The sequence below is a fragment of the Streptomyces noursei genome (assembly GCF_001646665.1).
Classification (GTDB): Bacteria; Actinomycetota; Actinomycetes; order Streptomycetales; family Streptomycetaceae; genus Streptomyces; species Streptomyces lavendulocolor.
On record NZ_LWBU01000290.1, the window covers coordinates 63,015 to 81,810 of the forward strand.

At 73.6% G+C, this 18,796-nt stretch carries 19 protein-coding genes; 13 read left to right on the top strand and 6 right to left on the bottom strand.

What is annotated here, in order from left to right:
- Positions 1–16 precede the first annotated feature (16 nt).
- The 3 genes from A4V12_RS21980 to A4V12_RS21990 all read right to left on the bottom strand — a co-directional run bounded on the left by A4V12_RS21980 (position 17) and on the right by A4V12_RS21990 (position 2,869).
- Positions 17–1,246: an NAD(P)/FAD-dependent oxidoreductase gene (locus A4V12_RS21980; protein WP_064071129.1), complete on the bottom strand. Its 1,230-nt coding sequence runs from the start codon at positions 1,244–1,246 to the stop codon at positions 17–19.
- Positions 1,247–1,385: 139 nt separating this feature from the next.
- Complete coding sequence (locus A4V12_RS21985; RefSeq protein ID WP_064071130.1) at positions 1,386–2,405, bottom strand: aldo/keto reductase; 1,020 nt, start codon at positions 2,403–2,405, stop codon at positions 1,386–1,388.
- Positions 2,402–2,869 (bottom strand): MerR family transcriptional regulator, encoded by a 468-nt coding sequence (locus tag A4V12_RS21990; protein ID WP_064071176.1) that lies wholly within the window; start codon positions 2,867–2,869, stop codon positions 2,402–2,404. The genes A4V12_RS21985 and A4V12_RS21990 overlap by 4 nt, the downstream gene beginning before the upstream one ends.
- A gap of 87 nt (positions 2,870–2,956) precedes the next feature.
- Between A4V12_RS21990 and A4V12_RS21995 the strand changes: the two genes are divergently transcribed.
- The 6 genes from A4V12_RS21995 (at position 2,957) to A4V12_RS22020 (ending at position 7,583) form a co-directional block, all read left to right on the top strand.
- Positions 2,957–3,778, top strand: a complete 822-nt coding sequence (locus tag A4V12_RS21995; RefSeq protein ID WP_064071131.1) for a serine hydrolase domain-containing protein — start codon at positions 2,957–2,959, stop codon at positions 3,776–3,778.
- Positions 3,779–4,280: 502 nt separating this feature from the next.
- Positions 4,281–4,484: a cold-shock protein gene (locus A4V12_RS22000; protein ID WP_064071132.1), complete on the top strand. Its 204-nt coding sequence runs from the start codon at positions 4,281–4,283 to the stop codon at positions 4,482–4,484.
- A 274-nt stretch (positions 4,485–4,758) separates the two neighbouring features.
- Positions 4,759–6,249, top strand: a complete 1,491-nt coding sequence (locus A4V12_RS22005; RefSeq protein WP_064071133.1) for a DEAD/DEAH box helicase — start codon at positions 4,759–4,761, stop codon at positions 6,247–6,249.
- A gap of 246 nt (positions 6,250–6,495) precedes the next feature.
- On the top strand, positions 6,496–6,831 hold the full coding sequence (locus tag A4V12_RS22010) for a CBS domain-containing protein (protein ID WP_064071177.1): 336 nt from the start codon (positions 6,496–6,498) through the stop codon (positions 6,829–6,831).
- Between the two features lie 29 nt (positions 6,832–6,860).
- Positions 6,861–7,166 (top strand): SCO5918 family protein, encoded by a 306-nt coding sequence (locus tag A4V12_RS22015; protein WP_064071134.1) that lies wholly within the window; start codon positions 6,861–6,863, stop codon positions 7,164–7,166.
- A gap of 45 nt (positions 7,167–7,211) precedes the next feature.
- Entirely contained in the window at positions 7,212–7,583 is a 372-nt protein-coding gene (locus A4V12_RS22020) for a hypothetical protein (RefSeq protein ID WP_064071135.1), read from the top strand.
- 74 nt (positions 7,584–7,657) lie between these two features.
- Here the strand turns inward: A4V12_RS22020 and A4V12_RS22025 are convergent, their stop codons facing one another.
- Positions 7,658–8,308 (bottom strand): pirin family protein, encoded by a 651-nt coding sequence (locus A4V12_RS22025; protein WP_064071136.1) that lies wholly within the window; start codon positions 8,306–8,308, stop codon positions 7,658–7,660.
- 126 nt (positions 8,309–8,434) lie between these two features.
- Between A4V12_RS22025 and A4V12_RS22030 the strand changes: the two genes are divergently transcribed.
- The 5 genes from A4V12_RS22030 to fabF all read left to right on the top strand — a co-directional run bounded on the left by A4V12_RS22030 (position 8,435) and on the right by fabF (position 13,311).
- Complete coding sequence (locus A4V12_RS22030; protein ID WP_064071137.1) at positions 8,435–9,619, top strand: PucR family transcriptional regulator; 1,185 nt, start codon at positions 8,435–8,437, stop codon at positions 9,617–9,619.
- An 89-nt stretch (positions 9,620–9,708) separates the two neighbouring features.
- Positions 9,709–10,632 carry an ACP S-malonyltransferase gene (locus A4V12_RS22035; protein WP_064071138.1) on the top strand — a complete coding sequence of 308 codons (924 nt, stop codon included), beginning with the start codon at positions 9,709–9,711 and terminating at the stop codon, positions 10,630–10,632.
- Positions 10,633–10,648: 16 nt separating this feature from the next.
- Positions 10,649–11,650: a ketoacyl-ACP synthase III gene (locus tag A4V12_RS22040; RefSeq protein WP_064071139.1), complete on the top strand. Its 1,002-nt coding sequence runs from the start codon at positions 10,649–10,651 to the stop codon at positions 11,648–11,650.
- An 82-nt stretch (positions 11,651–11,732) separates the two neighbouring features.
- Positions 11,733–11,981: an acyl carrier protein gene (locus A4V12_RS22045; RefSeq protein ID WP_064071140.1), complete on the top strand. Its 249-nt coding sequence runs from the start codon at positions 11,733–11,735 to the stop codon at positions 11,979–11,981.
- A 67-nt stretch (positions 11,982–12,048) separates the two neighbouring features.
- Entirely contained in the window at positions 12,049–13,311 is a 1,263-nt protein-coding gene (fabF, locus tag A4V12_RS22050) for a beta-ketoacyl-ACP synthase II (protein WP_064071141.1), read from the top strand.
- 316 nt (positions 13,312–13,627) lie between these two features.
- Here the strand turns inward: fabF and A4V12_RS22055 are convergent, their stop codons facing one another.
- Positions 13,628–14,122: a DUF3145 domain-containing protein gene (locus tag A4V12_RS22055; RefSeq protein WP_064071142.1), complete on the bottom strand. Its 495-nt coding sequence runs from the start codon at positions 14,120–14,122 to the stop codon at positions 13,628–13,630.
- Between the two features lie 249 nt (positions 14,123–14,371).
- Between A4V12_RS22055 and A4V12_RS22060 the strand changes: the two genes are divergently transcribed.
- Together A4V12_RS22060 and A4V12_RS22065 are read left to right on the top strand one after the other, a co-directional pair.
- Entirely contained in the window at positions 14,372–15,280 is a 909-nt protein-coding gene (locus tag A4V12_RS22060) for a GDSL-type esterase/lipase family protein (protein ID WP_079137242.1), read from the top strand.
- A gap of 11 nt (positions 15,281–15,291) precedes the next feature.
- The gene (locus tag A4V12_RS22065) at positions 15,292–16,221 is read left to right on the top strand and encodes an aldose epimerase family protein (RefSeq protein ID WP_064071143.1); all 930 of its coding nucleotides are present in this window, start codon (positions 15,292–15,294) and stop codon (positions 16,219–16,221) included.
- Here the strand turns inward: A4V12_RS22065 and A4V12_RS22070 are convergent.
- Positions 16,218–18,716, bottom strand: coding sequence for a beta-glucosidase family protein (locus A4V12_RS22070; protein ID WP_079137243.1), 2,499 nt, complete (start codon positions 18,714–18,716; stop codon positions 16,218–16,220). The genes A4V12_RS22065 and A4V12_RS22070 overlap by 4 nt on opposite strands.
- Between the last annotated feature and the right edge of the window lie 80 nt (positions 18,717–18,796).

Consider the following 18,796-nt stretch of genomic DNA (forward strand, 5'->3'; position numbering starts at 1 on the left):
CGGGTGGGCGTACGGGTCAGGCCGGGTGGGGCTCCTGATGGCTCATCCGCTCCCGCATGTGGCCGAAGAAGTCCTCCGGCCGCGTCACCCCGGCCGTCACCCGGGCGAACAGGTCCCGTGCCGTGGGGCTTCGGGACGCCGCGTAGAGCATTTCCCGCATCTCCGGCGGCGGCGGTTCCATGGTCGCGAACTGGGCCGTGAACTCGTACATGCTCATGACCTGGGCGTCCCTCTCCTCCTGGGCCGCCCGCATCGCCTCCTCGAAGGGGCGGCGTCCGGTGAGCGCGTCGTCGATCGCGCCGGCGCACCGCTCCGCGTCCCGGAAGGCGTCCTGGATCCCCTGGGCGGTGATGGGGTCCTTCAGGTAGCCGGCGTCACCGACCAGGGCCCAGCCGGGGCCGTAGGGGATACGGAAGTAGTTGGGGACGCCCATGCCGACGAACCGCTCGGCGCGGGTGGCCGCGGCGACCCGCTCGGCGAAGGCCGGTACCCGTGCGAGGGTGGCGTGGTAGTTGCCCTCGACGTCGTCGCGGTTGGCCATGAAGTCGCGCATGGGCCAGCCGCAGATGACGAGGGTCAGGTCGTCGTTGGTGGGCCAGGCGGCCAGGGCGCGGTCCTCGCGGTCGTACGCCTCGAAGACGCCGCGCATGGGCAGCCCCGCCCAGTACGCGTAGTAGTAGGCGTTGATCCTCGGCTTCTCCGCGTAGCCGACGGCGCCGACCGCCCGGGCGACGGCCGAGTGGAGCCCGTCGGCGCCCACGACGATCCGGGCGTGCGCGGTGGCGGGCCGGTGGGCCCGGTCGTGGCCCGCGATCCCGGTGACCGTGCCGCCGTCGGAGAGGATCCGCTCGACGGTGAATCCCTCGCGCAGCTCCGCGCCCGACGCGGTGGCCGCGTCGACAAGGATCTTGTCCAGGACCGTGCGGCGCGGCGCGTACGACGCCTCGAAGCCCTCACCGGCCGGGGACCCGGTGATGGTGAACGGTCCGAGGTCGAACGCGTAGGTGTCGATGGGCGGACAGCCCGTGGCGACGACCCGTTCCAGCAGGCCCCACCGGTCCAGCGCGGCCAGGCCGGGCGGATGGATGAGGTGGGTGGAGACGGTGTCGCTGGGGAAGGTGGCGCGGTCGACCAGGAGGACCCGGTGTCCGCGGCGGGCCAGGAGCATCGCGGTCGGCGCGCCCGCACAGCGCGCGCCGACGACGACGACGTCGTGATCAGGGGGTGGGCCGGCCGTGCTGGTCATGGGTGTCACCTGCCGATCGGGCGCACCGCCGGAGGGCTCGCGGCCGGACGAGCGGCGGACGCCCCGTGGGTCGTCGCTGTGGTTGCCTGCTCACTTCCAGGCTAGACCCCGCCCGCCCGGCCGTCCCGGCCCTGTCGGCCTACGCCTCCCGGGCGGCCGAGGTGAACGTCATGTCCGGGTACCGGTCGCCGGCCACCTCGGCGGCGATCGGCTCCAGCCGGGCCAGCTCCTCCTCGCCGAGGGTGATGCGGGTGGCGGCCGCGTTCTCCAGGAGGCGGGCGCGCTTGCGGGTGCCGGGGATCGGCACGACGGTCAGGCCGTGCACGTCCGCCCGCTGCTGCACCCAGGCGAGGGCGATCTGCGCCGGGGTGGCCCCGTGGGCCTCGGCGATCTCGCGGACGGGCTCCAGCAGCGCGGCGTTCCGGCGGGCGTTGTCGCCCGTGAAGCGCGGCTGGTGCTGCCGGAAGTCGGTGCCGGACAGGTCCGCCGCCGCGTCCTGGAACGCCCCGGTGAGGAACCCGCGGCCGAGCGGCGAGTACGGCACGAACGCCACGCCCAGCTCGGCCGCCGTGCCCACCGCGCTGCGCTCCACGTCCCGGGAGAACAGCGACCACTCCGACTGGAGGGCGGTGATGGGGTGCACGGCGTGCGCCTCGCGCAGTTCGGGTCCGGTCACCTCGCTCAGCCCCAGGTGCTTCACCAGGCCGCGCTCGACCAGTTCGGCCATGGCGCCGACGGATTCGGCGAGCGGTACGGCCGGGTCGCGGCGGTGCATGTAGTACAGGTCGATGACGTCGACGCCCAGGCGGCGCAGGCTGCGCTCGACGGCGGACCGGATGTACGCCGGGTCGTTGCGCACGGCCCGGTAGTGGGGGTCGTCGGTGCGCTCGATGGCGAACTTCGTCGCCAGGGTGATCTCGTCCCGGTGCTTGGCCACGAACGGCGCCAGGAACTCCTCGTTGGCGCCGCGTCCGTAGATGTCGGCGGTGTCGATCAGCGTGACGCCGGCCTCCAGCGCGGCCTCCAGGGTGTCGCGGGCGGCGGCCTCGTCGGTGTCGCCGTAGAACTCGCTGATGCCCATGGCGCCGAAGCCCTGGACGCCGACAGGCGGGCCCCCGTGCGCTCCGAGGCGTACGGTCGCGATCTTCTCGATGCTCATGTGGTCCTTCCCGGGGCCCGTCGGACGCCCGCATAGAAGTCGATCTTGTGGTCGAGCACGGCGAGCGTGTCCTGGAGCTCCGCGATCCGGGACCGCACGTCCCGGCGCGTGGCCTCCAGGAGCTGCTGCCGCTCCTCGAAGGTGTGCTCGCCCTCGCGCACCAGCTCGGCGTAGCGGACCATGTCCGCCACGGGCATCCCGGTCAGCCGCAGCTTGCCCACGAAGGCGAGCCAGTCCAGGTCCCGGTTGGTGAAGCGCCGCTGGCCGGTGTGGGACCGGTCGACGTGCGGCATCAGCCCGATCCGCTCGTACCAGCGCAGGGTGTGCGCGGTCAGTCCGGTCCAGGCCGACACCTCGCTGATCGTGTAGCGGTCCTGCCCGTCCGGGCGCGGGTGCGGGGGCGGCGGGGACGCACAGGCGGCGAGGCGCTCGGTCGGTGCGGGAGTGCTCTCGATCACCGTCATGGCCTCCACGCTAGGACCTTGGAGTGCACTCCAGGCAAGCCCGTCCCCGGGGAGGTCCCCGCGGGGCGCGGGGATACGCTCGGACGCATGCGAAGCGTGGCGATGATCGAGAACTGGCCGGTGGACACCGCTGCGGCGGCCGTGGTGCGCGGGGACGGCACCGTGGCGGGGGCGCACGGCCCGACGGACCAGCGGTTCCCGCTGGCGTCGGTGACCAAGCCGCTGGCCGCGTACGCCGTGCTCGTGGCGTACGAGGAGGGGGCCGTCGAGCTCGACGAGCCGGCCGGGCCCGAGGGCTCCACGGTGCGGCACCTGCTGGCCCACACCTCGGGGCTGGCCTTCGACGAGCACCGGGTGATGGCGGCGCCGGGGACGCGGCGGATCTACTCCAACGCCGGATTCGAGGTGCTGGGCGACCACATCGCCAAGGCCACGGACATCCCGTTCGCGGAGTACCTGCGCCAGGCGGTGCTGGAGCCGCTGGGCATGAAGGACACGACGCTGGACGGTTCGCCCGCGAAGGACGGCGTGTCGACCGTCGACGACCTGGTGCGGTTCGCAGCCGAGGTGCAGGCGCCCCGGCTGCTGGACCCGCGCACGGTGCTGGAGGCCATGTCGGTGGTCCACCCGGGGCTGACCGGCATCCTGCCCGGGTACGGGCACCAGCGGCCCAACGACTGGGGCCTCGGCTTCGAGATCCGTGACGGCAAGTCGCCGCACTGGACCGGGTCTTCGTCCTCCCCCCGCACCTTCGGCCACTTCGGCCAGTCGGGCACGTTCCTGTGGGTCGACCCGGAGGCGGGCGCGGCGTGTGTGGCGCTGACCGACCGGGCCTTCGGGCCCTGGGCGATCGAGGCGTGGCCGCCGTTCACCGACGCGGTGCTGGCGGAGCTCGCGGCGTCACACTGACGGCCCGGGCCCTGCCCCTGCGCCACGACAGAGCACTGCGCCCCGCCCGCACCACCCGCCTCGCCCACCGGACGTCACCCCGCGGCCCCTCCGCGAGGGTGACGTCCGGCTCATCGCGCCACCACGGCCCGGTCGGCGGCCACCGCCGCCGCGCCCGCCGCCGGCCGCGCCCGTCCGGGGCGTGCGCCGCCCCGCATCCCGGTCCCCGCAAGGGATCCGGCCGCTGTGCGTGCCCCGGCCCCGGCATCCGGCCCACGCATATCTGTTACCGCCGCTGCAGAATTACCGGAAATTCCCGGTGACATTTTTCCGACCCGCCGGGCGGCACCGAAAAACGTATCGCCCGGCCGGGCCCGCACCGTGCTACGGTGTTGTCAGTTGCAGTTGTGGTTCCCAATGACTTTGCGTTCATTTTTCCGGTGTTTTCCGGAGGGGAAATCATCCCAGCGACTCCGGGATCGCAAGGTGCGCCCCCGGGCACTGCCCCAAAGGGAGATCAAATATGGCATCTGGCACCGTGAAGTGGTTCAACGCGGAAAAGGGCTTCGGCTTCATCGAGCAGGACGGCGGCGGCGCTGACGTGTTCGCCCACTACTCGAACATCGCCTCCTCCGGCTTCCGCGAGCTTCAGGAAGGCCAGAAGGTGAACTTCGACGTCACGCAGGGCCAGAAGGGCCCGCAGGCCGAGAACATCGTTCCCGCCTGACGCTGACGCGTACGACGCGTGCCGGGGCCCGCACCATGGGTGCGGGCCCCGGCTCGTCGCTTTTTCACTCCCGTCGCACACGACGGCTTCCCGCCCGGATACCCTTCGCCGTTTCTTCGGCCCGTATTTCCGGCGCTTCCCCGGACGAAGCGATGACGCCCCCGGCGCCCGCACCTTTGTCGTCCATTTTTCTCGGTTCGTTCTTGCGATTCCTCGTGCGGCCACGCCGCCGGGAGGAATTCCTCGATACGTGCCGCATCGAGGAAGGTTCCGCATGAACCGCACCGCTCGCACGAACGACAGCTCCTACCGCACCCGCACGAACGCCGCCGGCGGCTCCGGCCGCGGCAGCCGCGGCCGCCCGCAGGGCACGGCCCGGTCGGCGTCCGCCGGGCGGCCGGGCGGAGGGTACGGGCGCCGACCGGCGCCGCTCCGCGGGGAGTTCGCGCTGCCCGTGAGCAGCACCGCCGCGTTGCCGCCCGTCGAGAGGTTCGACGACCTCGGCCTGCCCGCCGCCCTCCTGGCGGCGCTCGGCTCGGCCGGCATGAGCGTCCCGTTCCCCATCCAGGGCGCGACCCTGCCGAACTCGCTCGCCGGCCGGGACGTCCTCGGCCGCGGGCGCACCGGCTCCGGCAAGACGCTCGCCTTCGGACTCGCCCTGCTGGCCCGGACCGCCGGGAAGCGCGCCGAGCCGCGGCAGCCCCTCGCCCTGGTGCTCGTCCCCACCCGTGAGCTGGCCCAGCAGGTGACCGACGCGCTCACCCCCTACGCCCGGTCGCTGCACCTGCGGCTCACCACGGTCGTCGGCGGCATGTCCATCGGCCGCCAGGCGGGCGCGCTCCGCGGCGGCAGCGAGGTCGTCGTCGCGACGCCCGGCCGGCTCAAGGACCTCGTCGACCGGGGCGACTGCCGGCTGGACCGGGTTGCGATCACCGTGCTCGACGAGGCCGACCAGATGACCGACATGGGCTTCATGCCGCAGGTGACGCACCTGCTCGACCAGGTGCAGCCCGGCGGGCAGCGCCTGCTCTTCTCGGCCACCCTGGACCGCAACGTCGACCTGCTGGTCCGCCGGTACCTCAACGATCCGGTCGTCCACTCCGTCGACCCCTCCGCGGGCGCGGTGACGACGATGGAGCACCACGTGCTGCACGTGCAGGGCGCCGACAAGCACGCCACCACCACGGAGATCGCCGCCCGCGAGGGCCGGGTGATCATGTTCCTGGACACCAAGCACGCGGTGGACCGGCTGACCAAGGACCTCCTGGCCGTCGGCGTACGCGCCTCCGCCCTGCACGGCGGCAAGTCGCAGCCGCAGCGCACCCGGACGCTCGACCGGTTCAAGAGCGGCCACGTCACCGTCCTGGTGGCGACCAACGTCGCCGCCCGCGGCATCCACGTCGACGACCTCGACCTCGTGGTGAACGTCGACCCGCCCACCGACCACAAGGACTACCTGCACCGCGGCGGCCGCACCGCCCGCGCCGGCGAGTCCGGCACGGTGGTCACCCTGGTGCTGCCGGGCCAACGGCGCGGCATGGAACGCCTGATGGCCGACGCGGGCATCACCGCCCGGGTGACCCGGGTCCGTTCGGGCGAGGCCGAACTGCAGCGCATCACCGGCTCCCGAGCCCCCTCCGGCGTACCCGTCGTCATCACCGCCCCCGCCTCCGAGCGGGCCAGGGGCACCGGCGCCTCCGTGCGCGGGCGGCGCCGCCGCCCGTCCCGCTGGGGCCGCGGCGCGGCCACCACCACCGCCGCCTAGGAAGCGCCCGCGAAGTACCGGCGTCCGCCCGGAGGGCGGGCGTCGCGGTGTCCGGAGCGCGCGTGCGGGGCGCCGCGCGCCGGGCCGGACTTCGCGGACACGCCCCGGGGCGGGGCGACGCGGGCCCCGCCCGCCGTCCCGCCCGCCCGACCGCACGATCCGACGATCGACGAGGAGAAGCCCTTGACGCCGGTTGCCACACGGCTCCTGGAAGCCCCCGGCACGGGCCTGACCGCCCGTGACGCGATGCAGGCCCCGGGACCGCAGGTCGACGACCACATGACGGTCGACGTGGCCATGTCCGTCCTCATCAGCGCCCGGGTCGAGCACCTGCTCGTCCAGGACGAGGCCGGGCGCTGCTCGGGCCTGGTGACACGGGCCCAGCTCGCCGCCCACCGGGGCGGCTCCTGGTACAGCGACCGCACCCGGCTGCGTGACATCCCGCTCGACCGGGGCCCGTTCACCTGCTCCGCGGCGGTCCTGGGCGACGCCGAGGCCGCCATGCGGGGACGGACGCTGGACGTCTCCCCCGTGGTCGACGAGCACGGCTACACCCTCGGCGTCCTGTCGCTCCTCCCCTGACCCGCCCCCCTCACCCCTCGCGAGGTCCCATGCGCTGCGTCATCGCCCACTTTCCCTTCGACCTCTTCGCCGGCGACGTCCGGGAGTCGATGAAGGGCGTCCGACCCGAGCCCGTCTCGGGGCCGTCCGTGACCATCGGGCGCCGCACCTACCCCGTCAAGCAGGTCGGGGAAGTGATCACCAGGCAGGACCGCCGCGACTTCACCTCGGGCGAGGTGGTCCGCGCGCTGACCCGGCTGGGCTTCACCTGCCACGACACGGTCGCCACGCCCAAGGCCGCCCCCACGCCGCTCCAGACGGCGACGGCGCTCCTCGGCGGCGGGGCGCTCCGGTGACCTCCGGGGTCCGCCGGAGCGCCCCGGGTCCTAGAATCAACGCCCATGTCGAAGCCTGATGAACTGCTCGTTGACATCGCCGCCACGGTGGAGTCGGAGCAAACCACTCAGATGTCCCTCACGGTCGTGGTCCACGGGGCCGTCATCACCGGCCGGCTGGCCCCTGAGACGGTGTGGCGGCAGCGGGTGGCCGAGGTGCTGAGGGACTCGGACCGGCTCGGCCCGTTCGCCGGCACCTTCGCGCCGCCCGGGGCCACCGGATCCCAAACCACCGGGGTGCCGTCCCACCTGCACTTCCACGTCGCCCGGATCCTCCAGGGCCAGGTGGGCATCCCCGAGACGGGCGGGATGTACCGGATCGCCATCAAGGACGTGAGCGCCTGGACGGTGGGCGACTTCAGCTACTCCGACCAGTGACCGTGACGCGGTACGCCCCCCGGGGCGTACCGCGTCCGGCGGTTCGGGCGTACCGCGTCCGGGGACGCGGTCCTTCAGCCGCCCATCTCCCACAGCAGCACCTCGGCCGGGCCGAGGGCCACGAGCTCCAGGCCCCGGGCGCCGGTGATCCGGGCCGCGTCCCCGGGGCCCAGTTCGTCGTCGCCGAGCCGCACCGCGCCACGCACGACGTGGACGTACACGAAGGCGGCGTCCGGGACGGCGGCCCGCTCGCCGGGCGCCTGCGGGCGCCGTACGTGGAGCGCCGCGCCCGCGCCCGGCACGGCGTACGGGGTCGCGTCCCCGATGCCCCGCACGACCTCGTAGGCCGGGTCGCCGCCGGGCACCCGGGGGGCGAGCCACATCTGCACGAAGACGAGCGGCGCGTCACCGTCGTTGCGCTCCTCGTGCCGCACCCCGGCCGCCGCGCTGAGGTGTTGTACGTCACCGGGGCCGATGCGCGAGGTGTGCCCGGCCGAGTCGCGGTGGGTCAGCTCGCCCTCGACGACCCAGGTGACGATCTCGGTGTGGCTGTGAGGGTGCTCGTCGAATCCCGAGCCGGGTGCGAGCCGCTCCTCGTTGCACGCCAACAGGGCGCCGAAGCGCAGGTTGTCGGGGTCGTAGAAGCGCCCGAAGGAGAAGGCGTGCAGGGTCTCTATGCCGGTCGCCGCGCCGCCACCGCGGTAGCGCTCGCCGGCCCGCCGCACCGACCACGCCGGGGTGCCGGGACCGGGCCGCGCGCCGGGCGCGGCGGTGTCTGGATGCCATGAGCTCACGGGACCACCGTAGACCCGGCGCCGCACGGCCCCGTCCGGATAAGGCAGTCTTGTCCCGTGCCTGAACCCGCAGCGAACGACACCCACCCGCATGCCGCCACCCTGAAGCGCCTGGAGCAGTCCTCCGGGCGGCTCGCGGCGAGCGCCATTGCCCGCATGGACGAGACGCTGCCCTGGTACCGGGCGATGCCCCCGGAGAACAGGTCGTGGATCGGTCTGGTCGCCCAGGCCGGTATCGCCGCGTTCACCGAGTGGTTCCGGCATCCGGAGACCCCGCAGGCCATCTCGACCGACGTCTTCGGCACCGCCCCGCGCGAGCTGACCCGCGCCATCACCCTGCGCCAGACCGTGGAGATGGTGCGCACCACGATCGAGGTCATGGAGTCGGCGATCGAGGAGGTCGCCGCGCCGGGCGACGAGTCGGTGCTGCGCGAGGCGCTGCTGGTCTACGCCCGGGAGATCGCCTTCGCGACGGCCCAGGTGTACGCCCAGGCCGCCGAGGCGCGCGGCGCGTGGGACGCCCGGCTGGAGTCCCTGGTGGTGAACGCGGTGCTGTCCGGCGAGGCCGACGAGGGCGCCGTCTCCCGGGCCGCCGCACTCGGCTGGAACTCGCCGGAGCACGTGTGCGTGATCCTCGGCACGGCCCCGGACGGGGACAGCGAGCTGACCGTGGAGGCCATCCGGCGGGCGGCCCGGCACGCCAAGCTCCAGGTCCTCACCGGGGTGCTCGGCGACCGGCTGGTGGTCATCGCGGGTGGCAGCGACAACCCGCTGCACGTCGCGAAGGCGCTGATCGGCCCGTACGCCGCCGGGCCGGTCGTGGCCGGGCCGATCGTGCCGGACCTGCTGGCGGCCACCCGGTCCGCGCAGGCCGCGGCGGCGGGCCTGAAGGCGTGCTCCGCCTGGCAGGACGCGCCGCGGCCGGTGCTGGCGGACGACCTCCTCCCGGAGCGCGCGATCGCCGGGGACCCCTCGGCACGCGAGCAGTTGGTGGAGGAGATCTACAGACCGCTGGAGGAGGCGGGCTCGGCGCTCCTGGAAACCTTGAGCGTTTATCTGGAGCAGGCGAGCAGTCTGGAGGGCGCGGCGCGGATGCTGTTCGTGCATCCCAACACCGTGCGCTACCGGCTGCGACGTGTGACCGACGTCACCGGATGGTCACCGTCCGATGTACGGTCCGCGTTCACCCTGCGGATCGCGCTGATTCTCGGGCGTCTGGTCGACGGGGACCCGCAGTCCTAGACTTTTGTCGAACGTCCACAATTCCCCCGACGGTTCTTCGTCCCTGTCCTCACGGGCGGTGGGAGCCGTCCACAAGAGAGAGTGTGAGGGTGCTCGTACTCGTCGCTCCCGGCCAAGGCGCTCAGACGCCCGGCTTCCTGACTCCCTGGCTCGACCTGCCCGGCGCCTCCGACCGCGTCGCCGCGTGGTCCGACGCCATCGGGCTCGACCTCGTCCACTACGGCACCAAGGCGGACGCCGACGCGATCCGCGACACGTCGGTGGCGCAGCCGCTGCTCGTGGCGGCCGGTCTGCTGTCCGCCGCCGCGCTCGGTGACGTGACCCCGCAGGCCGTCGCCGGCCACAGCGTCGGCGAGATCACGGCGGCCGCGTTCGCCGGCGTCCTCGACGACACGGCCGCGCTCCGCTTCGTACGGACCCGTGGCCTGGCGATGGCCGAGGCCGCCGCCGTCACCGAGACCGGCATGTCCGCCCTGCTGGGCGGCGAGCCGGAGGTCACCGTCCCGCACCTGGAGAAGCTCGGGCTGACCCCGGCGAACGTGAACGGCGCCGGCCAGATCGTCGCCGCCGGCACCATGGAGCAGCTCGCCGCGCTGGAGGCCGACCCGCCCGAGGGCGTGCGCCGCGTGGTGGCGCTCAAGGTCGCCGGCGCGTTCCACACGCACCACATGGCGCCCGCGGTCGACGCGTTGCAGGCGGCCGCCGGCGGCCTGACCGTCGCCGACCCCACCGTGACGTACGTCTCGAACAAGGACGGCCGGACCGTCGCCACGGGCGCCGAGGTCGTCGCCCGCCTGGTGGGCCAGGTCGCCAACCCCGTGCGCTGGGACCTGTGCATGGAAACGTTCCAGCAGCTCGGTGCGACCGCCCTGGTCGAGGTGTGCCCCGGCGGCACGCTCACCGGCATCGCCAAGCGCGCCCTCAAGGGCGTCAAGACGGTCGCCCTGAAGACGCCGGACGACCTCGACGCGGCCCGTGCGCTCATCGCCGAGCACACGACGCCCGCCGTCTGACAAGGAGCCGTAGAGCATGGCGAAGATCAAGCCCAGCCAGGGCGCCCCGTACGCGCGCATCATGGGTGTCGGCGGTTACCGGCCCACCCGTGTCGTGCCGAACGAGGTGATCCTCGAGACGATCGACTCGTCCGACGAGTGGATCCGCTCGCGCTCCGGCATCTCCACCCGCCACTGGGCCTCCCCCGAGGAGACCGTGACCGCGATGTCGGTCGAGGCGGCCGGGAAGGCGATCGCCGACGCCGGGCTGACGCCCGAGCAGATCGGCGGCGTGATCGTCTCCACGGTCTCGCACTTCAAGCAGACCCCCGCCGTCGCCACCGAGATCGCGGACAAGATCGGCGCGAACAAGCCCGCCGCGTTCGACATCTCGGCGGGCTGTGCCGGCTTCGGCTACGGCCTGACCCTCGCCAAGGGCATGGTGGTGGAGGGCTCCGCGGAGTACGTGCTGGTCATCGGCGTCGAGCGGCTCAGCGACCTGACCGACCTGGAGGACCGCGCGACGGCCTTCCTGTTCGGTGACGGCGCGGGCGCCGTGGTCGTCGGACCCGCGCAGGAGCCGGCGATCGGCCCCACCGTGTGGGGCTCCGAGGGCGACAAGTCCGAGACCATCAAGCAGACCGTCGCGTGGACCGAGTACCGCGACGGCACGGTCGACAAGTTCCCCGCCATCACGCAGGAGGGCCAGGCGGTGTTCCGCTGGGCCGTCTTCGAGATGGCGAAGGTCGCCCAGCAGGCGCTCGACGCGGCCGGCATCTCGGCGGCCGACCTGGACGTCTTCATCCCGCACCAGGCCAACATGCGGATCATCGACTCGATGGTGAAGACTCTGAAGCTGCCGGAGCACGTGACGGTCGCCCGTGACGTGGAGACGACCGGCAACACCTCGGCCGCCTCGATCCCGCTCGCGATGGAGCGGCTCCTGGCGACCGGTCAGGCGAAGAGCGGTGACACCGCGCTCGTCATCGGCTTCGGGGCGGGTCTCGTGTACGCCGCTACGGTCGTTACCCTCCCCTAGGCACCGTTCGGGTTCTCTCCGGACGATCAGCCTCAAAACCCTCTGAGAAACACCTCTGAGACACACACCGAAGGAGCGCCACATGGCCGCCACTCAGGAAGAGATCGTCGCCGGTCTCGCCGACATCGTCAACGAGATCGCCGGCATCCCGGTCGAGGACGTCCAGCTGGACAAGTCCTTCACCGACGACCTGGACGTCGACTCGCTCTCCATGGTCGAGGTCGTCGTCGCCGCCGAAGAGCGCTTCGACGTCAAGATCCCCGACGAGGACGTCAAGAACCTCAAGACGGTCGGCGACGCTGCCGACTACATCCTGAAGCACCAGAACTGATCGGACCGCCACCCGGCGGTGGCGCCGCGTTCCCCGCATACCTCATACACGTGGAGAAAGAATTCCTGTGAACTCGACCAATCGCACCGTGGTCGTCACCGGTATCGGCGCAACCACACCGCTGGGTGGCGACTCCGCCTCGACCTGGGAAGGTCTGCTCGCGGGACGCTCCGGGGTCAAGCCCCTGGAGGGTGACCGCTTCGCCGACATGCCCGTCCGCATCGCGGCCCCGGTGGCCGTCGATCCGGGCGAGGTGCTGCCGCGCCCGCTGGCCCGCAAGCTGGACCGCTCCGCGCAGTTCGCGGTGATCGCGGCCCGCGAGGCGTGGGCCGACGCGGGCTTCACCGCCCCGGCGGGCGAGGACACGGCCGTCGAGCCCGAGCGGCTGGGCTCCGTCATCGCCTCCGGCATCGGCGGTGTGACGACCCTGCTCGACCAGTACGACGTGCTGAAGGAGAAGGGCGTACGCCGCGTCTCCCCGCACACCGTGCCGATGCTGATGCCCAACAGCCCCTCCGCCAACGTCGGCCTGGAGGTGAACGCCCGGGCGGGCGTGCACACCCCGGTCTCGGCGTGCGCTTCGGGCGCCGAGGCGATCGGCTACGCCATCGAGATGATCCGCACCGGCCGCGCCGACGTGGTCGTCGCGGGCGGCACCGAGGCGGCGATCCACCCGCTGCCGGTCGCCGCGTTCGCCAACATGATGGCGATGTCCAAGAACAACGACGAGCCCGAGAAGGCGTCGCGCCCGTACGACAAGGGCCGTGACGGCTTCGTCCTCGGCGAGGGCGCCGGCGTCGTCATCCTGGAGTCCGCCGAGCACGCCGCCGCGCGCGGCGCGAAGGTGTACTGCGAGGCGCTCGGCCAGGGCCTGTCCGCCGACAGCCACCACATCGCCCAGCCGGAGCCGACCGGGCGCGGTATCGCCGCCGCCCTGCAGAACCTGCTGGACAGCACCGACCTGAAGCCGGCCGAGGTGGTGCACCTCAACGCCCACGCCACGTCCACCCCGCAGGGTGACGTCGCCGAGGTCAAGGCGCTGCGCAAGGTGCTGGGCGACGACCTGGACCACGTGGCGGTCTCGGCCACCAAGTCGATGACCGGCCACCTGCTGGGCGGTGCGGGCGGCATCGAGACCGTCGCCACCGTGCTGGCCCTGCACCACCGCACGGCCCCGCCGACCATCAACGTCGACGACCTGGACGACGAGGTCGACGCCGACATCGTCCGCGACGCGCCGCGCCCCCTGCCGGAGGGCACGATCGCCGCGATCAACAACTCGTTCGGGTTCGGCGGCCACAACGTGGTGCTGGCGTTCCGGACGGTCTGACCTCGCGGTCGGCGACCGTGACACGCGTGTGGGCCCGCCCCTCCAGGGGCGGGCCCACACGCGTCCGCGCACCCGGCGGCCGGGGCGGGGACGCCGGTCGGGGAAGGCACACGGGCAGGGACCGGGCGGACGCGCGCACGAGCGGCGTCCGGGGCCCGAGCAGGGCCACGCGGACGCGCGGGCAGGGCGCGACCGGGCTGACGGCGGCGCGGCGCCCGGAGCGGCACGTGGGCGGCACGGGAGTCGGCGGCGCGTGGGGTGGCACGGCGGGCCCGGGAGAGCGCCCGGGCGGCGCGTGGGCGGCGTCCGGGACGGGTCAGACGACCTGGTGGAGCCAGCGGACCGGGGCGCCTTCGCCGGCGTACCGGAAGGGTTCGAGCTCGTCGTCCCAGGGCTTGCCCAGGAGCCTGGCGATCTCCGCCTCCAGCTTGGTCTCGCCCTGGGCGGCGCGGGCGAGCGCGGCGCGCAGGCGGTCCTCGGGGATCAGGATGTCGCCGTGCATGCCGGTGACCGCGTGGAAGATGCCCAGCTCGGGCGTGGCGCTGTAGCGCTCGCCCTCGGCCGTGGCGCAGGGCTCGGCGGTGACCTCGAAGCGGAGCATCTGCCAGCCGCGCAGCGCCGAGGCCAGCTTGGAGGCGGTGCCCGGTTCGCCCCGCCAGGAGAACTCGGCTCTCCAGGTGCCCGGGGAGGCCGGCTGCCGGATCCAGTCGAGCTGGACCCTCGCACCGAGCACTCCCGCCACCGCCCATTCGACGTGCGGGCACATCGCGCGCGGTGCGGAGTGTACGTACAGGACTCCACGTGTCGTCACCGGGACCTCCAGTGTGGGACGAGGTTCGCCTTTCCCAGCGGCCTCAGTAAACAGCATCGGGAGTGAAACTCCGCAAAAGGGACAGCATGTGACGTGATGTAATTTACCGGAGCCGGTTGGCGAAGGCGCCTGACGGTTCGACGGGGAAAAGCTACCGTGCGCCGAGGCGCTTGGGATGACGTACGGTCTGCCCCGGGAAGCCCGACACCAAGCATTCACCCGCCAGGACGCCGACGAAAGGGCTACCGGATGCCCGCCACCCGACGAGGCCGGATACGTACGTTCGCCGCGTGGGCGGTCGCCACCGCCCTGGTGGGGGGCGTCGGGGCGGCCGGGTGCGAGGCGGAACCGGAGCGCGCGCCGGGCGTGGCGGCGCGCCCCTCCCCCTCGCCGAGGCCCACCCCCGCGTGGGACCCGAGCCCCGCCTCCCTCGCCGCCGTCGGCGACTCGATCACGCGCGGGTTCGACGCGTGCGGGATCCTGGTCGACTGCCCGGACGTCTCGTGGGCGACGGGGAGCGACGCGCGGGTGAACAGCCTCGCGCGGCGGCTGCTGGGCCCGGCGGCGCTGCCTTCGCGCAGCTGGAACCTGGCCCGGTCGGGCGCGCGGGTGGCGGAGCTGCCGGGCCAGATGGCCAGGGCGGCGGCGCGGAAGCCGGGGCTGGTGACCGTGATGGTGGGCGCGAACGACGCCTGCCGGGACAGCACGGACCTGATGACGCCGGTGGCGGACTTCCGCGCCTCGTTCGAGGAGGCGGTGCGGGAGCTGCGCCGGGTGTCGCCGAAGAGCCAGGTGTACGTGTCGAGCGTGCCGGACCTGAAGCGGCTGTGGTCGACCGGGCGGGGCAGTGTGCTCGGCAAGCAGGTGTGGAAGCTGGGCGTGTGCGCGTCGATGCTCGGTGACGCCGACGACCTCGGTCCGGCGGCCGAGGAGCGCCGCGAGGAGGTGCACCGCCGGGTGGTGGCGTACAACGCGGTGCTCCGGGACGTGTGCGCGAAGGACCGGCTGTGCCGGCACGACGGCGGGGCGGTGTTCGCGTACCGGTTCACCGGGGCGCAGTTGAGCCCCTGGGACTGGTTCCACCCGAGCGGCGACGGGCAGGAGCGGCTGGCCGAGATCGCGTACCGCAACGTCACTGCGGCGGTCCCGCCCGCGTAGGCTCGACGGGCATGAGCGTCGAGGAGTGCGGCCGGCTGGCCGACGGTACGGCAGTCCACCGGTGGGTCCTGGAACGGGGCGGTACGCGGGTGGGGGTGCTGACGTACGGGGGCATCGTGCAGTCGGTGGAGGTGCCCGACCGGCACGGTGCCGTGGCGAACGTGGTGCTGGGGCACGGCTCCCCCGCCGGGTACGAGGCCGATCCGGGGCCCTACTTCGGGGCGCTGGTGGGGCGGTACGCGAACCGGATAGCGGGCGGGTCGTTCACGCTGGACGGCCGCACGTACCGGCTGGCGCGCAACGGGGGGCCGAACAGTCTGCACGGCGGTGAGCGCGGCTTCGACAAGCGGGTGTGGGACGCCGAGCCGGCCGAGGGCGGGGTGCGGCTGTCGCGGGTGAGCCCGGACGGCGAGGAGGGCTTCCCCGGGCGTCTGGAGGTCTCGGCGACGTACACGCTCGACGACCGGGGGGCGCTGCGGATCGCGTACGAGGCGGTGACGGACGCGCCGACGGTGGTGGCCCTGACGAACCACACGTACTGGAACCTCGGCGGCGCGCAGGAGATGCGGCTGGCCGCCGGGCACTTCACGCCGCTGGACGACGCGGCGATCCCGACCGGCGAGATCGCGAAGGTGGACGGCACCCGGCTGGACTTCCGGACGTCGCGCCCGGTGGGCACGGGGCTGGACCACAACTTCGTCCTCGACGGCGGCTCCGGCGGACCGGCGGCCGAGCTGTACTCCCCCGTGACGGGACGCCTGTTGACGATCCGTACGACGGAGCCCGGCCTCCAGGTGTACGCCCCCGACCACCTGGACGGGGTGGCCCTGGAGACCCAGGCGTTCCCGGACTCCCCGAACCGGCCCGAGTTCCCCGGCACGGTGCTGCGGCCGGGCGAGGTGTACGCCTCGGAGACCGTGTACGGGTTCGGGATCCGTTAGGCCCCCACCTCCAGGGGTGCGCGCAGGCGGGTGTCGGTCACGGAGCGGCCGGCCTGGATCTCGTACGTGCCCGGGACGGCCGTCCAGGCGCCGGCCGCCTCGTCCCAGACCTCGAACGCCCGCCCCGGCAGCGGGATCCGGGCCTCGGCGGTCTCACCGGGGGCGGCCGTGACGCCCGCGAAGCCGGCCAGCCATCGGGCGGGGCGCTCAGCCGGGTCGTCCACGGGGGCGACGTAGAGCTGGACCACCTCCCGGCCGGGCCGGGTGCCGGTGTTGCGGACGCGGACCGTGGCGGTGTCCGGGGCCAGTTCCAGGGCCTCGTACTCCCAGGTGGTGTACCCGAGGCCGTGGCCGAAGGGGTACGCGGGGGCTGTGCCGGACCGGTCCCAGGCGCGGTGGCCGGTGAAGAGGCCCTCGGTGTAGTGGAGTTCGCCGCCGACCGGGGTGACCCGGGTCACGGGCGCGTCGGCGAGGGTGGCCGGCCAGGTGGTGGGGAGCCGGCCGCCGGGTTCCTCGGCGCCGAGGAGGACGTCGGCGAGCGCGGCGCCGCCCTCCTGGCCGGGGAACCAGCTGAGCAGCACGGCCGCCACGTCGTCGCGCCACGGCATCTCGACGGGCGAGCCGGCGTTGACGACCACGACGGTGCGGGGGTTGGCGGCGGCGACGGCCCGCACCAGGTCGTCCTGGCGGCCGGGCAGCCTCAGGTCGGTGCGGTCGAAGCCCTCGGACTCGACGCGTTCGGTGGTGGCGACCACGACGACCGCCGTGCCGGCGGCGCGGGCGGCCTCCGCGGCCTCGGCGATCAGCTCGTCGGGGTCGCGGCGCGGCCCGAGGTGGAGGAGGGAGAACAGCACGCCGGGCAGCGGCGCCGCGGGGTGTCCGGTGAGGCGGTGGAGCAGGGACACCTCGACCGGTACGCCCTCGGTGAGGGGGACCGTGCCGCGTTCCAGCGGGGTGCCGAGGAGCGCCTCGAAGGGGTCGGGCTCGTCGCCCGTGGCCTGGACGCCGTCGTAGAGGGTCCGCCCCGCGACGGTGAGGGTGAGGGCGCCGGGGCCGCGGGTGCCGAAGGTGTGCCCACCGCTCTCGCGGGGCGTGAAGGTGCCGGTGATCTCGACGCTGTGGAGCGTGTCGTGGGAGACGCCGGCGGGCAGGTCGTCGCCGATCCACTGGACCTGGCCGCCGGGCAGCGGCACTTCGCCGAGGACCGCGCCGGTCGCGTCGCGGCAGACGGCGCGGAGCGCGAAGCCCGGCCCGGCGGGCGCGAGTCCGTCGTCGGGGTGGGCGCCGACCGCGTGGGTGAGGGCGCCGGCGGGGAGGGCCGCGATGAGGCCGTCGAGCGGGGAGACGACGTGGTCGGGGAAGACCTGGGCGGAGCCGCCGCCGAGGACCCGGGCGTCGCGGGCGGCCGCGCCGATGAGGGCGACGGTGCCGCCGGGAGCCAGGGGCAGGACGGCGTCGTTGCGCAGGAGGACGAGGGAGCGGCGGGCGATCTCGCGGGCGAGGGCGTCGCCGTCGACGGGGGCGGGCGGATCGGTGACGGCCGGTTCGGCGCCGGCCAGGGCGCCGACGCGGGCGGCCAGCCGCAGCACGTTGCGCACGGCGGCGTCGACGAGGGCTTCGTCGGCCTCGCCGGCGCGGACGGCCGCGGCGAGGGCCTCGCCGTAGACGGTGCCGGGGCCGGGCATGGCGATGTCCAGGCCGCCCGCGAGGCAGCGCCGGGTGTCGCGGGCGGCGGTCCAGTCGGAGACGTTGACGCCGTCGAAGCCCCACTCGCCGCGCAGCACCTCGTTCACCAGGTGGTGGTGCTCGGTCATGGTCGGGCCGTTGACCCGGTTGTAGGCGGTCATGACGCCCCAGGGGCGGGCGTCCCGCACGATCGCCTCGAAGGGGGCGAGGTACAGCTCGCGCAGGGTGCGGGCGGCGACGACGTTGTTCACGGTGAACCGGTCGGTCTCGGCGTCGTTGGCGACGTAGTGCTTCACCGTGGTGGCGACGCCGCCGTCCTGGACTCCGAGGACGTACCCGGTGCCGATCACGCCGGTGAGGTGCGGGTCCTCGCTGTAGGCCTCGAAGTGGCGGCCGGCGAGGGGTGAGCGGTGCAGGTTGACGGTGGGCGCGAGGAGGACGTGGACGCCCTTGCGGCGGGCCTCCTGGGCGAGGAGGCGGCCGGCGCGGCGGGCGAGGGCCGGGTCCCAGGTGGCGGCGAGCGCGGTGGGGGACGGCAGGGCGACGGACGGGTCGTCGGGGGTCCAGCGGACGCCGCGCACGCCGATCGGGCCGTCCGACATGACCAGCGACTTCAGGCCGATTTCGGGGAGGGCGGGGAGGGACCACATGTCCTGGCCGGCCAGCAGGCGGGTCCTGGCGTCCAGGTCGAGCTTGCCGAGTGCCGCCTCGACGGCCTCTTCGCGTGCCTCCGCACGCCTGGCGTCGGTCGCGTCCGTCACTTCCGTCACTTCCGTACCTCCGGGTCGGTGTACGTGCGGTGCGCCCATGGTGGGCCCCCCGGTGCGCCCGTTCCCTGTAGGGCGGTAGGTTTCGTTACGTTTCCGTTATGACGTGGATCGGGGTACGA

What these genes read in the sequence shown, in the direction of transcription:
- A4V12_RS21980 (WP_064071129.1), bottom strand. Translation starts at nt 1,246, where the DNA reads ATGACCAGCACGGCCGGCCCACCCCCTGATCACGACGTCGTCGTCGTC.
- A4V12_RS21985 (WP_064071130.1), bottom strand. Translation starts at nt 2,405, where the DNA reads ATGAGCATCGAGAAGATCGCGACCGTACGCCTCGGAGCGCACGGGGGC.
- A4V12_RS21990 (WP_064071176.1), bottom strand. Translation starts at nt 2,869, where the DNA reads ATGACGGTGATCGAGAGCACTCCCGCACCGACCGAGCGCCTCGCCGCC.
- A4V12_RS21995 (WP_064071131.1), top strand. Translation starts at nt 2,957, where the DNA reads ATGCGAAGCGTGGCGATGATCGAGAACTGGCCGGTGGACACCGCTGCG.
- A4V12_RS22000 (WP_064071132.1), top strand. Translation starts at nt 4,281, where the DNA reads ATGGCATCTGGCACCGTGAAGTGGTTCAACGCGGAAAAGGGCTTCGGC.
- A4V12_RS22005 (WP_064071133.1), top strand. Translation starts at nt 4,759, where the DNA reads ATGAACCGCACCGCTCGCACGAACGACAGCTCCTACCGCACCCGCACG.
- A4V12_RS22010 (WP_064071177.1), top strand. Translation starts at nt 6,496, where the DNA reads ATGCAGGCCCCGGGACCGCAGGTCGACGACCACATGACGGTCGACGTG.
- A4V12_RS22015 (WP_064071134.1), top strand. Translation starts at nt 6,861, where the DNA reads ATGCGCTGCGTCATCGCCCACTTTCCCTTCGACCTCTTCGCCGGCGAC.
- A4V12_RS22020 (WP_064071135.1), top strand. Translation starts at nt 7,212, where the DNA reads ATGTCGAAGCCTGATGAACTGCTCGTTGACATCGCCGCCACGGTGGAG.
- A4V12_RS22040 (WP_064071139.1), top strand. Translation starts at nt 10,649, where the DNA reads ATGGCGAAGATCAAGCCCAGCCAGGGCGCCCCGTACGCGCGCATCATG.
- A4V12_RS22045 (WP_064071140.1), top strand. Translation starts at nt 11,733, where the DNA reads ATGGCCGCCACTCAGGAAGAGATCGTCGCCGGTCTCGCCGACATCGTC.
- A4V12_RS22060 (WP_079137242.1), top strand. Translation starts at nt 14,372, where the DNA reads ATGCCCGCCACCCGACGAGGCCGGATACGTACGTTCGCCGCGTGGGCG.
- A4V12_RS22065 (WP_064071143.1), top strand. Translation starts at nt 15,292, where the DNA reads ATGAGCGTCGAGGAGTGCGGCCGGCTGGCCGACGGTACGGCAGTCCAC.
- A4V12_RS22070 (WP_079137243.1), bottom strand. Translation starts at nt 18,716, where the DNA reads ATGGGCGCACCGCACGTACACCGACCCGGAGGTACGGAAGTGACGGAA.